Consider the following 22,836-nt stretch of genomic DNA (forward strand, 5'->3'; position numbering starts at 1 on the left):
CCATCTCCTGGTTCCAGAACCCCGCCGCCCAGGTCTCGGCGCACTACGTCGTGCGCTCCTCCGACGGCGACGTCACCCAGATGGTCCGCGAGAAGGACCGGGCCTGGCACGCCCGCGACTGGAACAGCCGCTCCGTCGGCATCGAGCACGAGGGCTACGTCAACGACGCCTCCTGGTTCACCGACGCGATGTACCGCTCCTCGGCCGCGCTGACCCGCAACGTCGCCGACCGCTACGGCATCCCCAAGGACCGCACCCACATCGTCGGCCACGTCGAGGTGCCGGGCAACGACCACACCGACCCCGGCCCCAACTGGGACTGGACCAGATACATGCAGTACGTCAACGGCACCACCAGCACCTGGTCCACCATCGTCGACAACACCACGGCGGGGAGGTTCACCGCGAGCGCCAACTGGGGCACCTCCACCTACTCCGGCCAGCGCTACGGCGCCGACTACCGGTACGCCGAACCGGTGGCGGCCAGTGACACCGCCTGGTACCGGGCCGCCATCCCCGCCACGGCCACCTACCGCGTCGAGGCCTGGTATCCGGCCGTCTCCGGCTACAACACCGCCGCGCCGTACATCGTCACCACCTCCAGCGGAAACAAGACGGTCTACGTCGACCAGCGGACCGGCGGCGGCGCCTGGCGCGCCGTCGGCACCTTCACGCTGAACGCCGGGGACTACAACGTCGTCGGGGTGAGCCGGTGGACCGCCGGCACGGGACTGATCATCGCCGACGCCGTCCGCATCACACGAGTCTGACCGGCTTACGGCGGGCCCGGCGAGCACCTCTCGCCGGGCCCGCCGCAAGCGCCCCCTGACCGGCAGAGGTCCCGTACGGCATGCCGTACGGGACCCGCGGCGGATCTCAGAGGCCGGTCAGAGGGCCGAGGTGTAGGTGGTCAGGGATGGCTGGTTCACCCGGGTGGTGCCGTTGTAGCAGACGACGTTGCGGACGATCGCGACGCTGCCGCTGGTGTTCCACAGGGTCTGCAGGTTGCAGTACTCGGGGCCGGGGCCGTAGGCGGTGACCTGGACGTCGTCGGGCAGGACGCCGACCCTCGGGAAGGTCACCAGCCGCTGGCCCAGCCCGGCGGTCTGCACGGTGTTGATCCCGAGCTGGGAGTTGTAGTTGACCGCCGGCGGCACCGGCGAGTAGGGCCCGGGGTTGGCCGGGGTGTTGTCGAAGGTGTAGGCGAAGTTCTTCGGCGGGACCGCCGCCCCGGTGATCGCCCGCTCACGCTGGTAGGTCAGCGACCAGCCGGTGTTGAGCGGGACGTTCGTCGCGTTGTGGCAGCGGACCTGGACCGTCTGCGCGCCGAGGGCCGAGGCCCAGCCGCCGACCTTGCAGTGGGCGGGCTGGACCGGGTCGACCGCGGTCACCTGGATGTTCCCGGCGGGCCCCGACGAGCCCAGACCGGGCAGGGTGACCGTCCAGACCCCTCCGCCTCCGGCGACGGTGTTCACGGCCGGAGCCGAGTTGAACTGGCTGACGATGGACGCGCCGTCGTAGTGGACGTAGCCGAACGCCTGGGGGGCGGGCAGGACGCCCGTGCTCTGCTCGAAGACGATGCTGTACGGGGTGAACACCGGTCCTCCGCCGTACTTGTAGCACTGCACCACCACGACCAGGTCGGGTCCCACCGGACCCCACTTCTGGGCCTGGCACCAGTAGGCGGTCTGGGAGATCGCCGTGACGTGCACGACGCCGCCGTCGATCGCGAGCTGCGGGAACGTCACATATGTCTGCCCCACCCCGCCGGGCGCGACCGTGACGTTGAACCCGGCCCCCCAGCTCCCCGCCTGGCGGGCGGGGTCGGGGATGCCCGAGTTCAGGTTGATGTGGGCGAACCCCCATCGGTTGGGGACGGAGGCCTGGGCGCTCGCGGCGACGGTCACGAGACCGGTCGCGAGCATGAACGTCACACAGAGGATCCTGAACATCGCTTTTCGTAACCTGTGCATGTCGGCCTCGTTCCACTTGGGGGGTTCGGACGACCAGACACGCCCGCGACGCCGCACGGCAAGCAGGGCACGGCGCTGGAATGCCTGGTTCACAACTGGCTCTGAGCTCTTGATAGCTCGCTCGCCACCCCTTGAGAAGACCCAACCTTTCTTGCGGTCCTGACTGAACCAGATCTCGCGCTGTCAATATTCGGCGGCGCCGGCGCCGCGTCAGTCCAGATCCCGCAGCCGCCGCGCGACCTCCGCCTCCCGGTCCGTCATCGACCGGTCGAACGCCTCCCGCATCTCCCGCAGCCCGTTCCAGAACCCCGTGTGATCGGGCAGGCCCTCCGGCGCCGACCGGCCGAGGGTCTCGCCGACCAGTTCGCGTGTCTTGCGCTGTCCGTCCTCCTGCGCCCGCCGTACGGCCGCGCCGGTCTCCTCCGCCAGCTCCCGGCTGTCCATGCGCATGACCCGCGGATTGAAGGTGATCTTCACGAGCCGGCCGGCCGCGTCGGTGACGGCGTGGACCAGCCCTCCGGCGGCCTCGCCCTCGCCGGTGATGTCGCCCAGGCCGTCCTCCATCTGGCGCAGGACCGCCTCGTCCGGGTAACCCACCACGTGCTCCTTCGCTACTTGAACTTCCATCCGGGCGGGAAGATGACCGCCCGCAGGCCGTGCCCGCTGAACTTGGCCGCCCACTCGTCGTAGGTGGGCAGCAGCTCCCCGTCGCCGTCCAGGGCGCTGTAGGCGGGGGTGTACCCCAGCCCCGAGCCGGTCAGGCGCGCTCCCAGCTCGATGCCCCGGGTGGTCGGCATCCCCCGGAAGGGAAGCTTGGCGAGGTCGTACCCGAGGACGTACGCGCCGTTCGCGCCGACGATCTTGCCGAACTCCTCCGCGTTCTCGCTCGCCGAGCCGAGCGGCTGGCCGTGGGCGAGCTGGACACTCTTGGTGATCGCCATCGAGCCGGCCGCGTAGGCCGCGCCGTCGATGGCCATGTAGAGCAGCGTCGTCATGGCGTACTTGGGCACCGTCATCTCCATGATCCTCGCCGCGTTCAGGGCGAAGGCGGACTTCAGGTTCTTCGCCGCCCTGATCAGTGCGGCGACCCGGGCGGCGGCGACCCCGTAGAGAGCGGTGGTCATCGGCTGGAACATCACCACCCACATGATCTGCAGGATCAGGTCCTCCAGCTGGGCGAGGCCCTTGTGCGCCTCCTCCACCAGATCCGCGTAGGCCTCGCAGCCGATGGCCACGACACGGCAGTCCTTGGCGAGCAGCGGCGCGTAACCGGAGACGGCCCCCTGGTAGAGCGTGCGGAACCCCTCCACGGCCGGGCCGCTGTTGCGCTCGTTGTCCCAGACCGAGGCGGCCAGCGCGTCGGCGCGGTCGGCGATGCCCTTGTCGGCGTTCTCCCCCCTTCCGCCGTCGAGGTCGTCGGCGAGCCGGTTGAAGATCCGCGCGATCTCCCGGAGCTTGTCGGGCGGGATCTCGGGAGCCGTCACGCCGCCGTATATCCGCAGGGCCACCAGGTAGCCCATGCCGGCCCCGAAGAGCACCTTGAGCCCGAGCATCGGTGAGATCGCCATCAGGCGCCGTCCCGCTCCGCCGCCTGGCCGTCGGCCAGGTAGTCCGGCAACTTCGCCAGGTCCTCCGCCATGCCCCAGTCGAGGACCAGGACACTCCTGTGCATCGCGAGCAGGCCGTCCCTGATGTCGCCGTAGGCTTCGGCGAGGTCGTCCGTCAGGGCGAGCATCTGGTCGCGTTTGGGAGTGAACCAGCGCAGGAACTTCTGGTCGGTCTCCTCGCCGCTCGGCAGGTCGCCGAGGGCCTTCAGGGCGTCCGCCGCCCGCTTGACCGCCTCGTGGAGATCGCCGCCGACCTTGCCGAAGCCGGGTGCGGCCTGGTTCTCCAACTGGTCGTGGTCGTACGCCATGGGCTCCGACTGGCCCCGCGCGGGGGCTGGCTCCGCCACGTACCGCTCCTCACTGTGCACGGACCTCGAAGATCGCCGGCAACAAACCCTTAATATCCCCGATGGGCCTCGGAGTTCTAGAGGGGCCGTGAGATCGGTGAAGCACACCGTGGTGAGAGCCTGGAACCTGCCTGTTCCGGAAGCGCTAAATCAGGGTTAATGCGGCGTTAATACATGTCCGGCAGGTGCGGGCCCGTACCGCCTCCGGCCCTCATCCGGAGGGCCGGGAGCCTCGGCGGGAGGCGTGCTCCAGCGAGCCGGGCACGTCGGCGTCGATGGAGAAGAAACTGTAGAGATCGGTCATGCGCAGCAGCCGTTCGAAATGGCCCCGCACTCCCGCCAGCCGCAGCCATCCGCCCGCCTCGAAGGCCGAGGTCATCCCGCTGAGGAATGTCCGCAGGCCGTTGGAGTCGCAGAAGGTGACTCCCCCGACGTCGAGGACGATCCTGGCACGCTGGGCGGAGATCAGCTCGCCGATGGCCGTCCTGAGGAGAGGGCTGGAGTTGCGGTCGATGTCCCCCGTCACGGTGAGCACGGCGCAGCCCGTCTCCTCGTGATGGGTGACGCGGATGACCAGCTCTCTACTCATCGCCCTGTCTCTCCCATGCGCCGACGATTCGGCCCGCGCCGGCTGCTGTTCAGACTGATCAAGGTATACCCGTCCCGCCCGGCGGGTTGGGCGACAGTCAGGAGACATGTGCGTAACGGCCTCGGTCACCGGCCCTGGAGACGGTCTCCCCGAGATCAGCCGGCGCGCGGAAGGGGTGGCCGGGGTCCCCGCTCCCGGCCACCCCACATGCCGGCAGGACCGGCGTCTGTCGGCGGATCAGCCGAAGGCCGGCGGATCAGCCGATCACGTGCCGATGGGACCGGCACGTGCCCACGGATCAGCCGAACGGCAGCCGCACCAGGGACCGGTCGCCGGTGCCGAGGGTGGTCGTGCCGCCGCCGATGGCGTTCCAGATCTCCACCCTCACCCGGCCGCCGGACAGGTTGCCGAGCGTCCCGGAGGAGGACTGCAGGCCCGCGGCCTGGGTGTAGTGCTCCCAGCCGGCCACCGGGTCGGTGGCGAAGTAGCGGTAGGTCTCCACCCGGTCCCAGCTTCCGTCGCCGGTCAGGTCGTAGGAGACCCGGGCCTGGACGCCGTTGGCGACGGTGGTGCCCGCGTCCACGGCGAGGTCGAACGCGGTGGTCCCGCCGTTGTGGGCGGCGGTCAGGCCGGTGGCCGTGAAGACCTGCGCGTTCACGGGTGTGCCGTCGTGGTTGCCGTTGGCGGCGGCGAGCGTGACGGTGCCCGCCGCGCCCGCCGCGCCCGGCAGCCCCCCGCCCGCCTGCGGGTAGCGCGTCGCGGCGAAGGGGCCCACGGTCGGCGTGACCGTCGGGGTCGGCGTCACGGTCGGGGTCGGCTGGGGGCTCGGGTCGACCCCGCCACCGGCGTTGCCGCCGCTCCAGGTGTGGGCGCCCGAGGTGACCGTCTTGCCCGCCGGCACGTTGAGCGTGGTGCCGTTGGAGAAGGTCACCGTGATCGCGGCGCCGGTGATGTTGGAGGCCACGTAGGTCCGGGCGCCGTTCTTGCTGAACACCTTGGCCAGCGGGTGGTTGGCGGTGACGGAGGTGTCCACCGTGCCCAGCGCGGCCAGGTTCCGGATCCAGTGGAAGGTGTGCGCCTTGCTCTCCCCCTCCTCGGAGGTGAGGCCGCTGTTGGCGCGGAAGTTCGCCAGGGCGGCGTCTCCGTTGCCGAGGGCGAGGAACTCCCAGAGGATGTCCCGCCACACCGTGGGCGGCCCGCCGTTGTTCCTGGTCAGCTCGTTGTAGTTGGTGGTCACGTAGGCGGGGTTGTCGCCCAGGTAGAAGTGGCCGCCGGTGATCGGGAGCATGTTGATGCCCTGGATCATCTCCGGCTCGGCGCTGAACCAGGTGGCGTAGGCGCCGCCGTCGCCCCAGACCATGCCGACCGTGCTGTGGCCGAAGGCCGCCGGGAAGTTCTGGTCGCGCACGTCGAACCAGTACTCCTGGATCGCCGCCGCCTGTGTGGTGTAGATGTAGACGCCGGCGTCGCGGACCGCCGTGTTACCGGTGGCCTGCCCCCACTGGATCAGCGCGTTGGCGAAGTTCATGCCCTCGGACGAGGACTCCTGGTTGTTGCCCGCGCCGAACGCCCCGTGGCCCGACGCCCAGTCGTGGCCGGCGTAGATGTCGAAGTCGCGCAGGTAGGGGAAGCGCGTGTCGCCGCGGTCGTAGTTGTTGGCGTCGCGGATCAGCAGGTCGACCATGCCGCCGTACTGGCTGGTCTTCGCCCAGTTGGGGTCGTACTTGGCCAGGGTCGCGGCGGCCGCGATGTAGTAGCCGTAGTGGAAGTGATGGTCGTTGAGCTCCTGGTCGGAACCGTAGGAGGCCGGGTAGCCGATCAGCGTCCCCCAGGTGGGGTCGAGGTAGAAGACCCGGGAGGTCTTGCCCGGCGAGGCGGTGAACCAGTCGTTGAGGCGGGTGCGGATGGCGCCCAGGGCCGCGTCGCGGACCGAGGTCAGGTTGAGCTGGTCGGCGATCTCCGCGATGCGCGCGGCCCGTCCCAGCCCCTTGCCGGTCCAGTAGGTGTCGTCGCCCCGGTTGTCCATCGGGTTGCCCAGCTCGGCGTTGAGGAGGCCGGTGACCGTGGCCAGGTCGGCCCCGGCGCCGTCGCCGACGGCGGGCACCTCGGGCAGCACGCCGGTGTACTTCATGGACGTCGTGAACTGCGTCCCTGTGACGATCTTCATCTGGCCGCGCGCGGAGACGTAGGTCTGCGCGAGCGGGGTCGAGCCGGTCAGATGGTTCCACTGATGCGGGTAGAGGGCCATGACCGTGCCGGTCGCGCCGCCCTGCCGGGCCGTGGTGGTGAAGGCGTACGTCGTGCTCAGCGTGCTGCTCGCCGGGTTGTAGGAGTAGGAGACCCGGGTGCCGGTGACGTGCGCGTGCGCGTACTGGCCGTAGGTGTTCGCCAGGGCCGCGCGGTCGCCGCCCGCGGGCAGGACCGCCACCGAGAAGAAGCCCTTGCCCGCGAGGGAGGAGCTGATCGTCGTCCCGCTGACCGCCCAGGTGGCGCCGGTCGGCGCGTAGGCGACGTAGTCGTGCCCGTTGACGGTGAAACCGATGGTGGCGCCGCTGTTGGACCAGACGGACGGGGCGCCGGCCGCGGTGATCCGCGCGTCCCCGCCGGTGATCTGGAAGTAGCCGAACGGCAGGCCGTGGCCGATGGTGGCCTTCATGGTCCGGCCGCCGCCGCTCCAGTACGGCGTGACGGTCCAGTCGCTCCAGCCGTCGACCTTGACGTCGGGGGAGTTCAGCCCGGCGACGCCGACCTGGATGTCCTGGACGTAGGGGTAGTGGAACTCCCCGACCCCGGTGGCCGTCCCGCTGATCGCGGGCGTGGTGGTGTAGGAGAAGCCGAGGCCGGCGCCGGAGGTGTCGTAGGAGATCGGGTGGGCGTGCAGCGGCTCGCCGTAGGAGCAGTCGGTCTTCTTGTAGAGGATCGACGACCACCAGTCGTTGGTCGGGACGGCTCCCGCGGGAGCGTTGGCCGTCACCCACTGGCGCGGGTTGGTGGAGATGGAACCGCAGCCGGTCGGCAGCGATCGGCCGGCGGGCAGCGTGTCGGCATAGCTGCCGGCGCCGACCGTGGCCGCTTCGGCGGACCAGGCGAGACCGAAGCCGAACATGCCGGCCACCATCGCGACGGCCACGCCGGCGACGAGGGCGCGTCTGCGGGCCCACGGACGGTGGGTGAGTCGCCTTTCACGGGGGTGCGCACTGTCCGGACCCGTGGTCCGGATGAGGGGATGCATGGGGGGTGCCTCCGGGGAGAAGTCGGTGATCTGAGGCGGACCGTGCGAGAGAGCGCTCTCTGATCGCGAAAGTAACGGCCCGTGTCGCGGACGTCAACGTTTCGCGACGGTAACGGAAAGGTAAAATAAGGAAGTGCAGGCGGGAGGGCATTGCCCCACGAAATAGGCATTTCTTACACGGAGGGCGCACCCTGGAGCCGGGAAAGCGCCCCGGCGAGATCCTGGTCCGGCGCCGGGCGATAGTCGTACCCTGATGTGAGAGCGCTCTCTCTCCTAGGAGCCGTCCACTGCCGGCCGGCCGGTCCGCGACGCACCGGGACTGTCCCCGCGTCACCCCTGCCGCAGGCGCCCCACCCGGCGGGTGACACGGAGGGCCGCCCCGCCGGCATCCCGTGCCGCCGCACAATCCCGGAGGCCGGCCGAAGGCGATCCCGGAGACCCCCGCGAGACGGCGCCGGAAGCCCTGGGAGGCGACCCGGGAGGCCCCGGAAAGCACGGAAGGCGACTCCGGAGGCCGGGATAGATCACATTCGCCGCGCCCCGCACAACTGGCCGCACAGTGACAAAAACAAGGCTGGACACTCCGCGTAGTGGATTGTTTACTTTCCGTGACTATCCCAGCACCCCCTGCCCCAGGAGACAGCATGCGAAGCAAGAGGCTCACGACCATCGCCCTCGCCGCCCTCGTCGGCTGCGCGAGCCTGACCACGGTGGCCGCCGCCACGCCGGCCACGGCCGCGGCCCCGGCCGCTCCGGCGGCCGCCGACTTCACGGGCTACCAGATCGTCAAGCTGCCCAACGCCAACGTCCCCAACTTCCAGCGCCGCACGGTCCGGTGCCCCTCCGGGAAGCGGGCCATCGGCGGCGGCGCCGAGGCGCAGGGCAACGACGCGATCCTGGTCGGCTCCTTCCCCACCGATGACGGTTCCGGCTGGATCGGCCTCGGCCGCCAGAACAACTACAACGACGTCGGCATCAGCGTCTACGTGATCTGCGCCAACGTCAGCTAGCCTCCTCCGTCCCCGGCGCCGGCCAGACCTGACGAGGTCTGACCGGCGCCTTTTTGCCGCAGAACCCCCGCCTCCCCCCAAAGGAGGGCCATAATTACTTTCCGTTGCGTTCGGTAACCCGAAGTGAAGACGGGGAGGGCTCACGATTGAGGCGCCTGCGGTATCGCTTCGACAACCTCATCTCCCGGGGAGCCTGGGCGATGACCGGCCTGCTGGCCGTCGTGGCGCTGGTCATGGCGGCCCTCGGCGCGGCGGCCATCCTCACCCTCTCCCCCAGCCCTCCGGACCTGCCCTCCGCCCTGTGGGCGGGCCTGATGCGCACCATGTCGCCGTTCGCGGTGACCCGGGACACCGGCTCCCCGGTGTTCCTGGCGAGCATGCTGGTCCACGCCCTGACCGGACTCGTGATCTTCGGCACGCTCGTCGGGCTGATCGAGACCGGGCTCGACCGGAAGCTGGCCCGGCTGCGGAAAGGCCGCTCCCAGGTCATCGAACACGATCACACCGTCGTGCTCGGCTGGTCGGAGCAGGTGTTCCTGATCCTGTCGGAGCTCGCCGCCGCCAACGCCCGCCGGGGCAGGAGCCGCGTGGTGATCCTCGCCGACATGGACCGGGTCTCCATGGAGGAGGCCATCAGGGAGAGGGCGGCCCTTCCCCGTCGCATGCGCGTCGTGTGCCGCACCGGAAACCCCACCGACCCGGTGGACGTGGCCATCGTCAGCCCCGAGCGGGCACACGCGGTCATCGTGCTCGGGTCCGAGGACGGAGACTCCGACGCCAGGACCGTCAAGACCCTCCTGGCCCTCGACGCCGCGGGGGTGCGGCCGGAGGTCCAGCTGGTGGCGGGCGTCCGCGACCCGCGCAACCTCGCGGCGGCCCGCCTCGCGGGCGGAGCGAACACGCAGGTCGTCGACGTCGACGAGATCGCCGCACGGATCATGGTGCAGACCTGCCTGCACGCCGGTCTCTCCGCTGTCTACAGCGACCTTCTCAGCTTCGAGGGGGAGGAGATCTACTTCTGCCCGCCCGGCGAGCTGGCCGGCAGCAGTTTCGGCGACGCCCTCACGGCCCTGGAGAACTGCTCTCTCATCGGCCTGGAACAGGACGGAAAGGCCGTCCTCAACCCCGCCGGGGAGACGCCGATCGGCGCGGGCGACCGGCTCGTCGTCATCGCGGACGACCACGGCACCACGCCGCTCCCCACGTCCGCCGGAGTGGACCGGGACGCGATCGCCGCCACCGGCCGGGACGGACCCGCGACGCGCCGCGTCCTGGTCCTCGGCTGGAACGACTGCGGAGCCGCGATCGTCACGGAGTTCGACCGATACATCCCACCGGGCTCGCAGGTGACCGTGGTGGCCGACGACCCCCGGGTGACGTCGCAGGTGAGCAGCCTGTCGGCCCGGCTCGGGAACCTGGCCCTGAGCTACGCGACCGAGGACGTCACGCGGCGCGACACCCTCGACGCGCTGGGCCTGGGATCCTACGACCATGTCCTGATCCTGGCCGACGACCGGGTCGACGCCCAGGTCGCCGACTCGCGCACGCTCCTCACCCTTCTTCACGTCAGGGACATGCGCGGGGACAACGGATGGCGGCACAGCCTGGTGACGGAGATCGCCAGGGACTGCGACAGGCGGCTCGTCGAGGTCACCGAGGTCGACGACTTCATCGTCAGCTCCAAGATCACCAGCCTGCTGATGATCCAGATCGCCGAGAACCCCCGCCGCTACGGGCTGTTCGCCGATCTCTTCGACGCCGGAGGCCAGGAGATCTACATCCGGCCCGCCGAGGACTACGTACGGCTGTCGGCCCCGGTCAACTACGCGACCGTGGTGGCGGCGGCACGCGCGTACGACGAGGTGGCGATCGGCTATCGTGCCGCCGGCGCGGCCACCGGCGGCGTCGGAGGCGGCATCGTCCTGAACCCGCCGAAGAGCACCGACCTCACGTTCCGCCCCGGCGACGCGGTGATCGTGCTCGCCGACGGCGCCCTCCGCCCCGGACCGGGAGCCCATCCGGCGGGGGCACGCCGGGTCGAGCACGCCTGAGCCGTCACACCGGCCCGGACGCTCCGCCCTTCCCGCCCGCCGACGGAACCGGCCGTGCCGGGGCGCCGCGCGGCCCCGAGGCCGGGGTCAGGTCGTGGCAAGGGTGGCGGGGTCGACCTGATGGGCGGCGCAGAGGGCCCAGCGCATCCGGGTCGCGTACGCCTCGGGATGGTCCCCGGCCTCCTGCGCGACACAGCCCGCGCAGAACGCGAGATCCTCGTGACAGGCGCGGAGCACGTCTGCGATGACCGTACGCACCTGATCCGGCGAGGGATTGTCGGATACCTGCAGCGCGGAGGCGAAGAGAACCTGTGCCAGTTCGGACACGCTCATCGTTGTCGGCATCGTGCGCCTCTCTCCCCGGGGTGCGCGAGTTCCGTGGAACCTCCGCAGCACCCGGTTGATCGTTCACCTCGTGTTCACATCTCCATCGTCTCTCCTGACACTGATATTTCCGGCTAATCGGACTTCATGCACGTCGCGGGGCGTTCCGCAGGCGGGCATCTCACCGGCCGGTCATAGTGATCACCAGCCGACCTCGGTCGCCGTCGGCGAGCGGCGAGTCACGGGCATGCGGTTCCGCGGCTGTGGACGGACAGGATGATCTGCTGGTGGGCGGTCACCGCAGTGCGGTCTCGCGGTCAGCGGAAACGCTGCTAGGTGGCCGTGATGCGGAGACGGTCACGGCCGTGAGTGCCGGCTGGGGTCATCAGCTGCGCCATCTCCTGACATTGGTTCCTCGCTGTCAGGCTTGGCGGGCGCGGGACGCGAGGCGATCGGCGAGCGCGATGACGAGGTTGCGCAGTTCATCGGGGCGCTCGATGACGAACGGCCGGTCGAGTGAGGCGAGTGCCGGAGGCAACCAGTCGAGCCGCTCCGCCCGTAGCTCGACGCGCAGCCAGCGCTCGGTCGCCGGGTCCTTGCCTGCCGTGGGCTCGTGCTCCTCCAAGCTCGCGACGCCGGCGGGAAGGTGGGCACGGATCTGCTCAACCGTCCCGTGGATCCGCAAGGTCACCTCATGCCGGTACTCAGCCGTGGCGAACCCTGACAACACGCGCTGTGCCGGACCGGGCCCCACGGATGCCTCGAATGAGCCGGGCAGGGTCCTCGCGTCTGCGATGCGATCGAGCCGGAAGGTCCGGTCCTCACCGATCCCAGCATCCGTGCCCGTGACGTACCACCGGCCCGAATGGGCGACGATTCCGTACGCGTGCAGCGTGCGTTCGCTGCGCCGGCCGTCGCGGCCGGTGTATCTGATCGAGACCGGTCGGCGGTGACGCACCGCATCGGCGATGGTGAGCAGGATCCCTGCGTCCGGGGTGGCGAACTCACCAGGCTGATCCGTGAAGGCGAGAGATTCCAGGAGCGTGTCGAGCCGGCGGGCGACGTGCCTGGGCAGCACCCGCCGGATCTTGGCCGATGCCGTCTCGCTCGCCGTGTGACCCGCGGTCATCAACCCTGCTCGGCGGCCGGCGACCAAGCCGAGCAGCACGGCCATCGCCTCGTCGTCACTGAGCATGAGCGGAGGCAAACGGTACCCGGGGGCAAGCCGGTACCCGCCGTAGCGTCCGCGCACCGACTCCACGGGCACGTCAAGGTCGATCAGCTGGTCCACATACCGTCGCACGGTGCGCCCATCGACGCCGAGCCGGTCGGCGAGCTCGGCCACCGTCCGAGTGCCGCCCGACTGCAGCAGCTCCAGGAGTGTCAGCACGCGGCCGGTGGGTCCAGGCATGTTCACAGCCTACGCAAATACAGGACTGATTCTGTCCACTATCTCTCCTAGCCTACGGAGTGCAGCGACTTCATCAACCCAGGAGATCACCATGGACTTCGTCTCGATCCGCATCATCACCAGCGACGTCGCGCGCCTCGTCGAGTTCTACGAGCGAGCCACAGGGGTGCGGGCCACGTGGGCCACCGAGGACTTCGCCGAACTCAAGACCTCCAGCGCCACCCTCGCGATCGCCGGCACCCGCACCGTCCCGCTGTTCGCCCCGGGCTCTGCCCGCCCAGCGGACAACCACAGCGTGATCACCGAGTTCCGCGTCGACGACGTGGACCGCGTTCACCAGAACCTGATCGGCTCCGTCACCGACTTCGTCACCGAGCCCACCACGATGCCCTGGGGCAACCGGTCGCTGCTGTTCCGCGACCCCGACGGCAACCTCGTCAACTTCTTCACCCCGGTCACCCCGGCGGCCATCGAGAAGTTCGCACGTTGACACCACGCACAGCCGACCATGCGGGAGCGCCGAGATCCCAGGGCTCCCGATGAACGCGTCCGCCGACCAGTGCTTCTTCATGTCCCCTTACAGCGGCCGACGCCACAAGCACCTGGAGACGGAAAAAGCCCAGGTCGACCATGTCGACCTGGGCTTTTCACCGGTGCGCCGCCAGGGACTCGAACCCCGGACCCGCTGATTAAGAGTCAGCTGCTCTAACCAACTGAGCTAGCGGCGCCTGACCACGACAAGAGTACCGGACGCGGATCTGTAATCCGTACATGAGACGACATGTGCCGATCACGGCTCATCAGCGGCGGCCACCGTCTGGGCCGTCTCCTCGCCGTCCTCACCCCGGGGGCGGAGGCGCCAGACCGCCCCTCGACGCTCCGGAGATGATCGCCCGCGTCAGCCCGGCTGTCCGACCGGCCCTCCCGCCGCTGTCCCGAGGCCGGATTCCGGGCCGGTACGGCTCCGCCGGACGTCTCCGGGCGGATCCCATGATTGCCCTTGGCAGGGGACAAACTACGGCTTTGATGGCGCAGAGCTCAGCGTGGCCCGTTTATCCCTCTTATCTCGGGTACGAGAGTCGAGCCCGGAGAATCAACCGAAAGGGAGATACGCACTATGTCTGAGCTCTGGACCTATCGAGCCGATGTCTATGACGTCAACAAGAGCCTCGACATTGCGGGCTACCACGTAGAGGCCACCGACGGAAAGATCGGTTCCGTCGACGAGGCGACCTACGACGTCGGCGAGAGCTACATCGTCGTCGACACCGGCCCGTGGATCTTCGGTAAGAAGGTCCTGCTTCCGGCGAGCACGGTGACCCGGATCGACCCGCAGGAGCGCAAGATCTACGTCGCACGCACCAAGGACGAGATCAAGCACGCTCCGGAGTTCGACGAGGCGACCTTCAAGGAGCCCACCTACCGCGACACCGTCGGTGAGTACTACGGCCGCTTCCCCTTCGGGGCCGGCCCTGGCGGGACTTACTGACCCGGCAAGGTGAACAGGAGGGGCCCCGCCGCGAGGCGGGGCCCCTCCTGTGTTCTGTGCGCCCTGCGGCGGGGCAGGGGTTCAGAGCCAGGGCCAGGACGGGGCAGGTCGGGGCAGGGGCAGGGGCAGGGGCAGGGGCAGGACAGAACAGGTCAGGTCAGGTCAGGTCAGGGCCAGGACGGGTCGCCGGTCGGATCGGGGGCGCCGGGGATCACCCCCAACCGCTCCAGCAGGGTCAGGAAGGTGAACGCGTACGGCGAGACCCGCGCGACCGCCGCGACCCGGTCCCAGTCGACCTGCTCGCGCAGCGCCCGCACCTGGGGCAGCAGCGAGCCGTAGTCGCAGCTGTGCTCCGAGAGCGGCAGCAGCCACGAGATGACCAGGTCGGTGGCCTCCAGGACGGGCAGGATCACCGCCGACGCCTTCATCGGCTCGGCCCGCTCCAGCAGCGCCGGGGTGACGGGATGGTCGCAGATCGAGAAGATCAGGTCCACCAGCCTCCCCTCGTCATATGCCTTGACCAGCCAGTCCTCCGGCGGCTTGGCCGTCTCGAAGCCCAGTTCACGCAGTGCTTTCAGAGCGGCCGGCACGTCCTCCTGGGGGAGCACGAAATCCACGTCGTGCAGCGAGGGGGCCGCCCCGCGCGCGTACGCCGCGCAGCCTCCGGCGAGGGCGAACCTGACGTCCGCGTCCTTCAGGCCGCTGCTCGCCCGCTTCAGTGTTTCCAGGATCGCGTCGGTTACCTCGTGGCTGTGGCTTCCCATGCCTCCCCGCTTACCCTGTAGATCCCCAGGTAGGCATGGCAAACCTTGACTCGGGTAAATGCCCTGCATGAATCAGCCGGAACAGGTACAAAACGAGGGGCGAGAGCCCGATGGGAGTCGCAGTGAAGAGGAACCGGAGCCGGGTGAGAGCCACAAGGAACGGGTGGACCGGGAGCTCGGCGAGCTCATGCAGGGGCTGCGGGTCGCCGTCACCGGCGTCCAGGTCCTGTTCGCCTTCCTGCTGACGCTGCCGTTCGCGGCGGGCTTCCACAAGGTCGACACCCTCGGCCGCTGGCTGTTCTTCATCGCGCTGCTGAGCGCCGCGCTGGCCTCCATCTGCTTCATCACCCCCGCCGCCCAGCACCGCCTGCTGTTCCGGACCGGGCTGAAGGAGAAGATGCTGCACCGCGCCAACGAGCTCGGCATCGCCGGTGCCGTCGGGCTTGCGATCGCGATGACCAGCTCGGTGGCGCTCGTCGCGGAGACGGTCATCAACGCGTGGCCGGCCGCGCTGTTCGGCGGCGTGATCGCGCTGGCCAGCGGCTGGCTCTGGATTCTGCAACCGATTGTCGATCTGTACCGAACCAAGGATGTTAAGTCGTGAATTGTGAGGGCAGTGGCTTCTTATGGCTACTTTGCTCTGGATCATCGCAGTCGTTCTCGTCGTCGCCGGGATCTACGTCATCCTGGCCCGTCGCGATCTCCTCTGGGGGATCGTCCTCATCGTCCTCGGCTTCCTCGTCGGTCCCGGAGGTGTGAGCATCTTCAATGTGTGACGCGGGCTGATGGCTCGCGAAAGTTCCCGTCAGAATCCACATCGAACTTCAAGTCGCCCCGAATTACCACCAGAAGCCTCAGCGGGCCGGGTTCTCGCCCGGCCCGCTTCTTCATGCCTTCACGGAAGTTCTGCACAGCCCGCTTCATGGCTCATCGCTCATGACTTCGCGCCTTCGTGGAAGGCTTCACAGCCCACTCCACGGCTTCACGGCTTCACGGCTTCACGGCTTCACGGCTTCACGGCTTCACGGCTTCACGGCTTCACGCGTTGACGATTTCATACGTTGACGGCTTTCACCCGTCGACGGTTCCACGTCCGTGCGCCTTGATCGGCCTCATACGCAAACCGGCCCCGGCGCCGATGCCGGCACCGGGGCGATCCGGGACTACAGGCAGTAAACCCCGTACGCCCGTCCCAGCACCGGCAGCGCCACGTTGCGCACCCGGATGCCTCCGGGGGTCACGCCCTTCTCGGTCCCCGCGTGCGCGTGACCGTGGACGATCAGGTCGGCGCCCTCCGCGTCCACCGCCTCGGCCAGCAGGTAGCTGCCGAGGAAGGGGTAGATCTCCAGCGGCTCCCCGTGAAGGGTGTCCTTGACCGGGGAGTAGTGCGACAGCACGACCCTCCGATCGGCCTGCAGTTCCTTGAGCGCCACCCGCCAGCGCTCCGCGATCCGTTTGGTGTGCCCGACGAACGCCTTGATCTCGGGCTCGCCGAAATCGCTGGCGCACTTGCCCGCGTATCCCCCGCCGAAGCCCTTGCCGCCGACCACGCCGAGCCGTACTCCGTCGATGTCGAGCACGGTCGCGTCGTCGTGCAGGACGGTGATGCCGGCCTCGGACAGCATGAACGCGATCTCGGCGGGCAGGTCGGAGTGGTGGTCGTGGTTGCCGAGCACGGCGACCACGGGGATCGGCAGGTCGCGGAACTCGTCCGCCACCACGCGCGCCTCCTCCAGCGTGCCGTGCCGGGTCAGGTCTCCGGCGAGCAGCAGCACGTCGGCGTGCTCCTCGATGTCGTCCAGCCGCTCGCGGTAGCGCCCCCTGAGACTCTCGTCCAGGTGCACGTCTCCGACCGCCGCGATCCGCAGTTCTCTCACAGCTTCTCCTCCTCTCCCGGGCCCCTGACCTCCATGACAGTGATCTCGTTGCGGACCGTCAGACCGGGGGCCGCCTCGCCCGCCACGTCGGCGATCAGCGCACGACGCTCGTCACCGGTCACCTGGCCGCGCAGGAAGAGTTGCTCGCCCCGGACGTCCACCCGGATGCCGAGCTCATGGGTTCTCTCGTCCTCGGCCAGCGCGCGCTGCACGCGCGCGGCGACGTATTGCGGAGCCTCCATCGTTGAACTCCTCTCGTTCAAAACGATCGCGTTCCCGAGAAACCCAAGGTCAAACGCGTTTAAAACGCTCTTGGGGGGAAGGAGAGTCAATTGGATGCCTAAGACGCAGGCACGTTGCTTTCACATGTCACGACATGGAGCCGTGCCCATGAAGATCGCGATGGTGTCCGAACACGCCAGCCCTCTGGCGACCGTCGGCGGTGCCGACGCCGGAGGACAGAACGTCCATGTCGCCTCCCTCTCCCGCGCCCTCGCCGCGCGGGGGCACGATGTGACCGTCTACACCCGCAGGGAGGCCGCCTCCCAGCCGGAAGAGGTCGACTTCGCCCCCGGGGTCACCGTGGTCCATGTCCCGGCCGGACCCGCCGTGGTCATGGCCAAGGACGACCTGCTCCCCTGGATGCCGGACTTCAGCCGGTGGCTCGCCCAGCGCTGGCATGCCGGGCCGCCCGACCTGGCGCACAGCCACTTCTGGATGAGCGGCCTGGCCACGCTGGCCGCCGCCCGGGACACCGCGGTGCCCACCGTGCACACCTTCCACGCGCTCGGCGCCGTGAAGCGGCGGCATCAGGGGAAGGCCGACACCAGCCCGCGCGAGCGCATCGAGACCGAGGCGCTCCTCGCCCGCCAGACGGACGCGGTGATCGCGACCTGCGCCGACGAGGTGGCCGAGCTGAGCCGGATGCGGATGCCGGGCAACTCCATGAGCATCGTCCCCTGCGGCGTGGACCTGAACGCCTTCACCCCGACCGGCCCGAAGATGGACCTCGGCCTCGGGCCGATCCTGCTCGCCATCGGCCGGGCGGTCCCGCGCAAGGGCGTGGAGACCACGATCCGGGCACTGCGCCACGTGCCGGACGCCACGCTCGTGGTCGCGGGCGGCGCTCCCGGCGAGCCGGAGCCCGCCCGCCTGGCGAGGATCGCCGAGATGTGCGGCGTGGCACACCGTGTCCGATTCCTCGGCAAGGTAGACCGTGACGACGTCCCGGCGCTGATGCGCGCGGCGGACGTCGTGGTCAGCGTGCCCTGGTACGAGCCGTTCGGCATCGTGCCGCTGGAGGCCATGGCCTGCGGCGTGCCGGTGGTCGCCTCGGCCGTGGGCGGCCATCTGGACACGGTCGTCCCCGGCGTCACCGGCCTGCTGGTCCCGCCGCGCAGGCCGGCGGCTCTCGGCCGCGCCCTGCGCGGGCTGCTCGCAGACCCGTTCCTGCTCACGGCGTACGGCATCGCCGCCGCCGACCGGGCGAGGTCCCGCTACGACTGGGGCCGGGTCGCCGCCCAGACCGTCGCCGTCTACACCGACGTGCTCACCTCTCTCGGCCGGTCGCCCGGCATGACCGGCGCTCTCCCGGGTACGGGGGCCGCCTGAGCCGGAGGAGGAACAGCGATGCAGAACAAGGTCGTGGTGGTGACCGGGGCCAGCGGCGGGGTGGGCCGGGCGGTGGTCCGGCGACTGGCCGCTCGCGGCGCCACCGTGGCGCTGATCGCCCGGGGTACGACCGGTCTGGGCTCCGCCGCGGTGGAGGCCGGCGCGGCGGGCGGCACCGGCCTGGTCTACGAGGCCGACGTGTCCGACTACCAGCAGGTCAGAGAGGCCGCGGAACAGATCGAGCGGGACGTCGGGCCGATCGACGTCTGGATCAACGTGGCCTTCTCCTCGGTCTTCGCCCCCTTCTCGGAGATCACGCCGGAGGAGTTCGAGCGGGCCACCCAGGTCACCTACCTGGGCTACGTCTGGGGGACGCGGGTGGCGCTGGATCTGATGCGTCCCCGCGACCGGGGGACGATCGTGCAGGCCGGATCGGCGCTGGCCTACCGGGGCATCCCGCTGCAGGCGGCCTACTGCGGGGCCAAGCACGCGATCAAGGGGTTCACCGAGTCGGTCAGGACCGAGCTGCTGGGCGAGCGGAGCGGGATCAAGATCACCATGGTGCAGCTCCCCGCGCTGAACACTCCGCAGTTCTCCTGGGTGCTGTCCAAGCTGGGCCGTCATCCCCAGCCGGTTGCGCCGATCTACGATCCCGAGGTGGCCGCGCGGGCGCTGGTGTTCGCGGCCGAGCATCCCGAGCGGCGTGAATACTGGGTGGGCGGTTCGACGGTCGCCACCCTGCTCGCGCAGCGGATCGCCCCCGGGCTGCTCGACCGCTGTCTCGCCCGCTCCGGCCAGGAGAGCCAGCAGACGAAGGCCCAGGCTCCCACCGGCGTGGCCAACCTGTGGAAGCCCGCCGACGAGGACGACGACTACGGCGCCCACGGCACCTTCGACCGCCGTTCCCACGCTCACAGCGCGCAGGCGTGGCTCTCCCGCCACCGCCGCCTGGCGGCCCTCACCCTGGCCGGCGGGGCCGTCGCCGCCGTGCTCGCCGGCCGGGGAAGGTCCTGACGGGCCCGGCGCACCCCGGACGCTTCGGAGGCCCCGGACGCGCGCAACCCCCGCCCCTTCGGAGGGGCGGGGGTTGCGCGCGTGAGATCACTTGCCGGTGGCTCGGTGAATGCTCCGCGCCGCGGACCTGTCGATCGCGGCCTTGACCACTCCGAAGATCGCGCCCTGGATGGCCGACGCGACCAGGATCTCTCGCCAGCCGTACTCATCGGACGTCGCCTGGGGCGCGTCGTCCTTGCCCGACGCGAACTTCCAGACCTGCTTGAAGATGGCACCGGCGATGGCGCCGCCGATCATTCCGCTCACGGCGCTCGTCCCTCGGGATACGACCCTGCTCAACGTCCCGTCCTCCGTTCACACTCGGTGAAAGACCCCACCTACCCCGGACGGCCGGGCGCTAACAGATGCGCCCAGGTCGGATCGGGCAGGTGAGGCCCTTGGAAACCTCGGCTCTCGCAGTGGAGAGTGACCGGATCACACGACCGGAGGGTCGGTGTAGCCGCGCTCCTCGTACACGCGACGGTGGGTCACCGGGTCCTCGACCACCGTGGTGGTAGTGGTGGGTGCCACGGCCCGCCGGGCGACGCTGATCCGGTAGATCGCGAACAGCAACCACGCGAGACCGCCGAGCATCAGGATGACGCCGACGACGTTGATGTCGAACCCGGCGATGTCGAACTCGACCGCCCAGGTGAAGATGGCGCCGAGCATGATGAGGATGATGCCGCCTGCGATGGTCATGGGATTCCCTCCTTCGAGCCAACGCCTCATCACCTATCCCCCACACGGATCTCAAACGTCGCGCCGTGGAGGCCGGGGCCGGGGTGACCGTCCGGCCGTCGTCACAAGCCCGGCGGGAGCGGGGAAAGCCGATGGTGAGGACGGCCGAAAGTCACTGCTGGGCGGGCAGCACCGCCCCCTTGTACTTGTCCTCGATGAACTTCTTGACCTCGGGGCCCTGAAGGACCTCGGCGAGCTTCTTGACGCGGGGATCGTCCACCTTGGCCGGCACGGTCACCAGGCCGTTGGCGTAGGGGTTGCCCTCGCCCTTCTCCAGGATCAGCGAGTCGGTCGCGGGCTGGAGGTCGGCCTCCAGGGCGTAGTTGCCGTTGATGATCGCGGCGTCCACGTCCTCCAGGGAGCGGGGAAGCTGGGCGGCCTCCAGGGGCTTGAACTGCAGGCCCTTGGGGTTGCCGGCCACGTCGCGCTCGGTGGCCTTGACGCCGACGCCCTCCTTGAGGGTGATCACGCCGTTGTCGGCGAGGAGCTTGAGCGAGCGGCCCAGGTTGCTCGTGTCGTTCGGCAGGGCCACCGAGGCGCCCTGCGCGAGCTCGGTGACGTTCTTGATCTTCTTGGAGTAGAGGCCGAGCGGCTCGATGTGGACCGGGGCGACCCAGCTCAGCTTGATGTCCTTGCCCTTGGAGAACTCCTCCAGGTACGGGATGTGCTGGAAGTAGTTGGCGTCCAGGTTGCCCTCGTCGAGCTGGGTGTTGGGCTGGACGTAGTCGGTGAACTCGACGATCTCCAGGTTCAGCCCTGCCTTGGCGGCGAGGTTGTCCTTGACGTATTTGAGCACCTCGCCGTGGGGCACGGGGTTCACCCCGACCTTGAGCGGGGCGTCGGCCTTGGGTGCGGCGGCGGGCTCGGCCGTGTCGGTCGAGGCTCCGCCGCACGCGGCGAGGCTTCCGGCCAGGATCAAACCGGCCACGACCCCGAACAACTTGCGCATGACTCTCCCCTATTTCCCTTACATTAGGTAGGAAATATTGCATACGGGAGAGCGTGCGAACAAATCGATCAACGGCCCTGAGACCCGGTCACTGGTCCAACAGCGCCAGCATCTGCTTGATCTGCGCGGAACGCGAGGCGTCGACCCGCTCCGCCATCGCTTTGACCTCGGCGTTCAGGCCGGTGGCCACCTCCATCCTGGCCAGTTGGATGGCGTCGTCCTGCTGGGCGATCATCATGTTGAGGAACTTCTTCTCGAAGTCCGCCGGAGCGGCGTCGGCGACCGCGGCGATCTCCTCCTCGCCCACCCCCGGCATGCCTCCGTGGGCGGCGTGCTCGTCGGCCCTGGCGGTGGCGGGCCGGCGCCAGCCGATCAGCCGTTCGGACATCGACGCGGCCTCCGTCTCCTGGGTCGTGGCGATCGCCGCCGCCAGCGTCCTGACCTCCTCGCGGGCGGCCCGGTCCGGCGCCAGCCGTGCCAGCCGCACGCCCTGGCCGTTGTGGGCCATCATCATCTGGAGGAACATCACGTCGGCCGGGTTGTAGTCCCTGCCGGGGACGGCCGTCCCGCCCGAGGCTCGCGCGGGGCCGTGCGCCGCGTGGCCGCCGCTCTTGAGCCCCTCGCCGCCCTTGAGCTCCTGGATGCTGTGGGCACCGCAGCCGGTGAGAAGGAAGACGGCCAGGACGATCGGGCCCGCGCGCTTCACCATGGACTCCTCTCGGGGGTGGGGCCGGGGCGGCCGTGACCGCCCCGGCTCCGCTGGATCAGACGCGCTGCCACAGGGAGGGGACGTTCGGCGGCTCCCAGCCCGGCAGCGCGGTGTGCGGCTGCAGGCACTGGTAGGTCAGGCCACCGTAGGTCACCCGCGTGCCCGCCGGGTAGGCGGTGCCCGCGCTCCAGGTGCCGCCCGGCTGGGTGGCCGTCGGCGTCGGGGTCGGGGTGGGCGTGGGCGTCGGAGTCACAGTCGGCGTGGGCGTCGGCGTCGGCGTGGTGCCGCCGCCGAAGTCCACGTCGGAGCAGGTGTAGAAGGCCTCGGTGCTGCCCACCACGCGCTGCCAGATCGAGTAGATGAGCTGGCGGCCGCTGCGCTGCGGGAGGTTGATCGTCCAGTTGGTGAACGTGCTGGGGTTCTGGTTGTTGAACGTCTTGATCGGCTCCAGGTCCGACCAGCGCAGCGGCTGGGACGGGTTCCAGCTCTGCTTGGTGATGTAGAACTCGAAGTTGCTGTTCGCGTGGGGCGCGGTCGCGTGGTAGGTGATCGTCAGCGGCCCCGGGGAAACCTGCGTGGCGGGCCAGTCGGTCCGGGCGAGGTCGAGCCCGCGATACTTGTCACGTCCGGCGCTGCACAGCTTGCCGTCCGGGATGATCGCACGGTGGTTGCCGCCCGCCTCCAGGCGGGAGACCTCGTGCCAGTCGTAGAACGCCTGGGTGCCACCGGCCGCGACGGCCGCCTTGCACGCCTCCGACTTGGGGGTCTCCGGACCCTCCGTCTTGCAGACGTAGGCGCGGCTGGGTGGGTTCGACATGGATCCGTGGGCGACCGCCGGAGCGGACGGCAACAGGGCGAGCAGAGATCCAACGGTGAGTGCGGCGGCCGCGGTGGCCGCCTTGTGTCGCAGGTGCACGTGGACTCCTCCTACAGGGGGATGGAGGTGGGACATGTCCAACGGCCGACGGATAGCACGTTATTAACAAGAAACCTTACTAAAAATTAGGCCCTCGGCGCCATGGGTTCCGGCGCATCCGAAGAAGGATTCCCAGGTTCGCGGCCGCGACCCCACCGCGCCCCGGCATCCGCTCCCCCTTCG

Annotated in this window: 25 protein-coding genes and 1 tRNA gene; 9 read left to right on the plus strand and 17 right to left on the minus strand. The window is 69.5% G+C overall.

Features of this window, described 5'->3' with window-relative positions; all coding sequences use genetic code 11:
- On the plus strand, positions 1–770 hold a 770-nt coding region (locus tag BM085_RS35445), incomplete at its 5' end, for a golvesin C-terminal-like domain-containing protein (protein ID WP_177245434.1).
- Positions 771–887: 117 nt separating this feature from the next.
- On the opposite strand, the gene BM085_RS35450 is transcribed toward BM085_RS35445, so the two are convergent.
- From BM085_RS35450 to BM085_RS35475, 6 genes are all read right to left on the minus strand, one after another.
- Complete coding sequence (locus BM085_RS35450) at positions 888–1,934, minus strand: hypothetical protein (protein ID WP_143121198.1); 1,047 nt, start codon at positions 1,932–1,934, stop codon at positions 888–890.
- 249 nt (positions 1,935–2,183) lie between these two features.
- Positions 2,184–2,570 carry a YbaB/EbfC family nucleoid-associated protein gene (locus BM085_RS35455; protein ID WP_218158920.1) on the minus strand — a complete coding sequence of 129 codons (387 nt, stop codon included), beginning with the start codon at positions 2,568–2,570 and terminating at the stop codon, positions 2,184–2,186.
- 14 nt (positions 2,571–2,584) lie between these two features.
- On the minus strand, positions 2,585–3,541 hold the full coding sequence (locus BM085_RS35460) for a hypothetical protein (protein ID WP_093891171.1): 957 nt from the start codon (positions 3,539–3,541) through the stop codon (positions 2,585–2,587).
- Positions 3,541–3,927, minus strand: coding sequence for a hypothetical protein (locus tag BM085_RS35465; RefSeq protein ID WP_143121199.1), 387 nt, complete (start codon positions 3,925–3,927; stop codon positions 3,541–3,543). Before BM085_RS35465 ends, BM085_RS35460 begins: the two co-directional genes overlap by 1 nt.
- Positions 3,928–4,138: 211 nt before the next feature.
- Positions 4,139–4,516 carry an STAS domain-containing protein gene (locus BM085_RS35470; protein ID WP_177245435.1) on the minus strand — a complete coding sequence of 126 codons (378 nt, stop codon included), beginning with the start codon at positions 4,514–4,516 and terminating at the stop codon, positions 4,139–4,141.
- Positions 4,517–4,814: 298 nt separating this feature from the next.
- Positions 4,815–7,646: a glycosyl hydrolase gene (locus BM085_RS35475; protein WP_245789888.1), complete on the minus strand. Its 2,832-nt coding sequence runs from the start codon at positions 7,644–7,646 to the stop codon at positions 4,815–4,817.
- A gap of 746 nt (positions 7,647–8,392) precedes the next feature.
- On the opposite strand from BM085_RS35475, the gene BM085_RS35480 reads away from it, so the two are divergent.
- The gene (locus BM085_RS35480) at positions 8,393–8,758 is read left to right on the plus strand and encodes a hypothetical protein (protein ID WP_093891175.1); all 366 of its coding nucleotides are present in this window, start codon (positions 8,393–8,395) and stop codon (positions 8,756–8,758) included.
- A 146-nt stretch (positions 8,759–8,904) separates the two neighbouring features.
- Positions 8,905–10,809 carry a CASTOR/POLLUX-related putative ion channel gene (locus BM085_RS35485; protein ID WP_093891176.1) on the plus strand — a complete coding sequence of 635 codons (1,905 nt, stop codon included), beginning with the start codon at positions 8,905–8,907 and terminating at the stop codon, positions 10,807–10,809.
- A gap of 87 nt (positions 10,810–10,896) precedes the next feature.
- On the opposite strand, the gene BM085_RS35490 is transcribed toward BM085_RS35485, so the two are convergent.
- Together BM085_RS35490 and BM085_RS35495 are read right to left on the minus strand one after the other, a co-directional pair.
- On the minus strand, positions 10,897–11,142 hold the full coding sequence (locus BM085_RS35490; protein ID WP_143121201.1) for a hypothetical protein: 246 nt from the start codon (positions 11,140–11,142) through the stop codon (positions 10,897–10,899).
- Between the two features lie 412 nt (positions 11,143–11,554).
- Positions 11,555–12,523 (minus strand): helix-turn-helix transcriptional regulator, encoded by a 969-nt coding sequence (locus BM085_RS35495; RefSeq protein WP_245789889.1) that lies wholly within the window; start codon positions 12,521–12,523, stop codon positions 11,555–11,557.
- 112 nt (positions 12,524–12,635) lie between these two features.
- Between BM085_RS35495 and BM085_RS35500 the strand changes: the two genes are divergently transcribed.
- Positions 12,636–13,034, plus strand: coding sequence for a VOC family protein (locus BM085_RS35500; protein WP_093891179.1), 399 nt, complete (start codon positions 12,636–12,638; stop codon positions 13,032–13,034).
- A 164-nt stretch (positions 13,035–13,198) separates the two neighbouring features.
- Here the strand turns inward: BM085_RS35500 and BM085_RS35505 are convergent.
- Positions 13,199–13,272: transfer RNA gene (locus BM085_RS35505), tRNA-Lys, on the minus strand.
- A gap of 389 nt (positions 13,273–13,661) precedes the next feature.
- On the opposite strand from BM085_RS35505, the gene BM085_RS35510 reads away from it, so the two are divergent.
- Positions 13,662–14,033 (plus strand): PRC-barrel domain-containing protein, encoded by a 372-nt coding sequence (locus BM085_RS35510; RefSeq protein WP_012894283.1) that lies wholly within the window; start codon positions 13,662–13,664, stop codon positions 14,031–14,033.
- A gap of 167 nt (positions 14,034–14,200) precedes the next feature.
- Here the strand turns inward: BM085_RS35510 and BM085_RS35515 are convergent, their stop codons facing one another.
- Positions 14,201–14,797 carry a nucleotidyltransferase family protein gene (locus BM085_RS35515; protein WP_093891180.1) on the minus strand — a complete coding sequence of 199 codons (597 nt, stop codon included), beginning with the start codon at positions 14,795–14,797 and terminating at the stop codon, positions 14,201–14,203.
- Between the two features lie 67 nt (positions 14,798–14,864).
- On the opposite strand from BM085_RS35515, the gene BM085_RS35520 reads away from it, so the two are divergent.
- Both BM085_RS35520 and BM085_RS44880 read left to right on the plus strand, forming a co-directional pair.
- Positions 14,865–15,401: a DUF6328 family protein gene (locus BM085_RS35520; RefSeq protein ID WP_281249900.1), complete on the plus strand. Its 537-nt coding sequence runs from the start codon at positions 14,865–14,867 to the stop codon at positions 15,399–15,401.
- 22 nt (positions 15,402–15,423) lie between these two features.
- Complete coding sequence (locus tag BM085_RS44880; protein ID WP_012894286.1) at positions 15,424–15,573, plus strand: GPGG-motif small membrane protein; 150 nt, start codon at positions 15,424–15,426, stop codon at positions 15,571–15,573.
- Between the two features lie 387 nt (positions 15,574–15,960).
- Here BM085_RS44880 and BM085_RS35525 read toward each other — a convergent pair whose 3' ends face one another.
- On the minus strand, positions 15,961–16,674 hold the full coding sequence (locus BM085_RS35525; RefSeq protein ID WP_197048838.1) for a metallophosphoesterase family protein: 714 nt from the start codon (positions 16,672–16,674) through the stop codon (positions 15,961–15,963).
- Positions 16,671–16,916 (minus strand): BON domain-containing protein, encoded by a 246-nt coding sequence (locus tag BM085_RS35530; RefSeq protein ID WP_031171137.1) that lies wholly within the window; start codon positions 16,914–16,916, stop codon positions 16,671–16,673. The genes BM085_RS35525 and BM085_RS35530 overlap by 4 nt, the downstream gene beginning before the upstream one ends.
- A 148-nt stretch (positions 16,917–17,064) precedes the next feature.
- On the opposite strand from BM085_RS35530, the gene BM085_RS35535 reads away from it, so the two are divergent.
- Together BM085_RS35535 and BM085_RS35540 are read left to right on the plus strand one after the other, a co-directional pair.
- On the plus strand, positions 17,065–18,285 hold the full coding sequence (locus tag BM085_RS35535) for a glycosyltransferase (RefSeq protein ID WP_093891182.1): 1,221 nt from the start codon (positions 17,065–17,067) through the stop codon (positions 18,283–18,285).
- Positions 18,286–18,303: 18 nt separating this feature from the next.
- Entirely contained in the window at positions 18,304–19,299 is a 996-nt protein-coding gene (locus BM085_RS35540; protein WP_093891183.1) for an SDR family oxidoreductase, read from the plus strand.
- A gap of 87 nt (positions 19,300–19,386) precedes the next feature.
- Here the strand turns inward: BM085_RS35540 and BM085_RS35545 are convergent, their stop codons facing one another.
- The 5 genes from BM085_RS35545 to BM085_RS35565 all read right to left on the minus strand — a co-directional run bounded on the left by BM085_RS35545 (position 19,387) and on the right by BM085_RS35565 (position 22,653).
- A complete protein-coding gene (locus BM085_RS35545) occupies positions 19,387–19,605 on the minus strand; it encodes a DUF4235 domain-containing protein (protein WP_269324029.1) in 219 nt (72 codons plus the stop codon).
- Positions 19,606–19,773: 168 nt separating this feature from the next.
- Positions 19,774–20,040: a DUF6458 family protein gene (locus BM085_RS35550; RefSeq protein WP_012894291.1), complete on the minus strand. Its 267-nt coding sequence runs from the start codon at positions 20,038–20,040 to the stop codon at positions 19,774–19,776.
- Positions 20,041–20,191: 151 nt separating this feature from the next.
- On the minus strand, positions 20,192–21,028 hold the full coding sequence (locus BM085_RS35555; protein ID WP_093891184.1) for a MetQ/NlpA family ABC transporter substrate-binding protein: 837 nt from the start codon (positions 21,026–21,028) through the stop codon (positions 20,192–20,194).
- 88 nt (positions 21,029–21,116) lie between these two features.
- Positions 21,117–21,737, minus strand: a complete 621-nt coding sequence (locus tag BM085_RS35560; protein WP_093891185.1) for a DUF305 domain-containing protein — start codon at positions 21,735–21,737, stop codon at positions 21,117–21,119.
- Between the two features lie 55 nt (positions 21,738–21,792).
- Positions 21,793–22,653 carry a lytic polysaccharide monooxygenase gene (locus tag BM085_RS35565; protein WP_218158921.1) on the minus strand — a complete coding sequence of 287 codons (861 nt, stop codon included), beginning with the start codon at positions 22,651–22,653 and terminating at the stop codon, positions 21,793–21,795.
- Between the last annotated feature and the right edge of the window lie 183 nt (positions 22,654–22,836).

It is taken from the genome of Streptosporangium canum (assembly GCF_900113865.1).
GTDB classification, from domain to species: Bacteria; Actinomycetota; Actinomycetes; order Streptosporangiales; family Streptosporangiaceae; genus Streptosporangium; species Streptosporangium canum.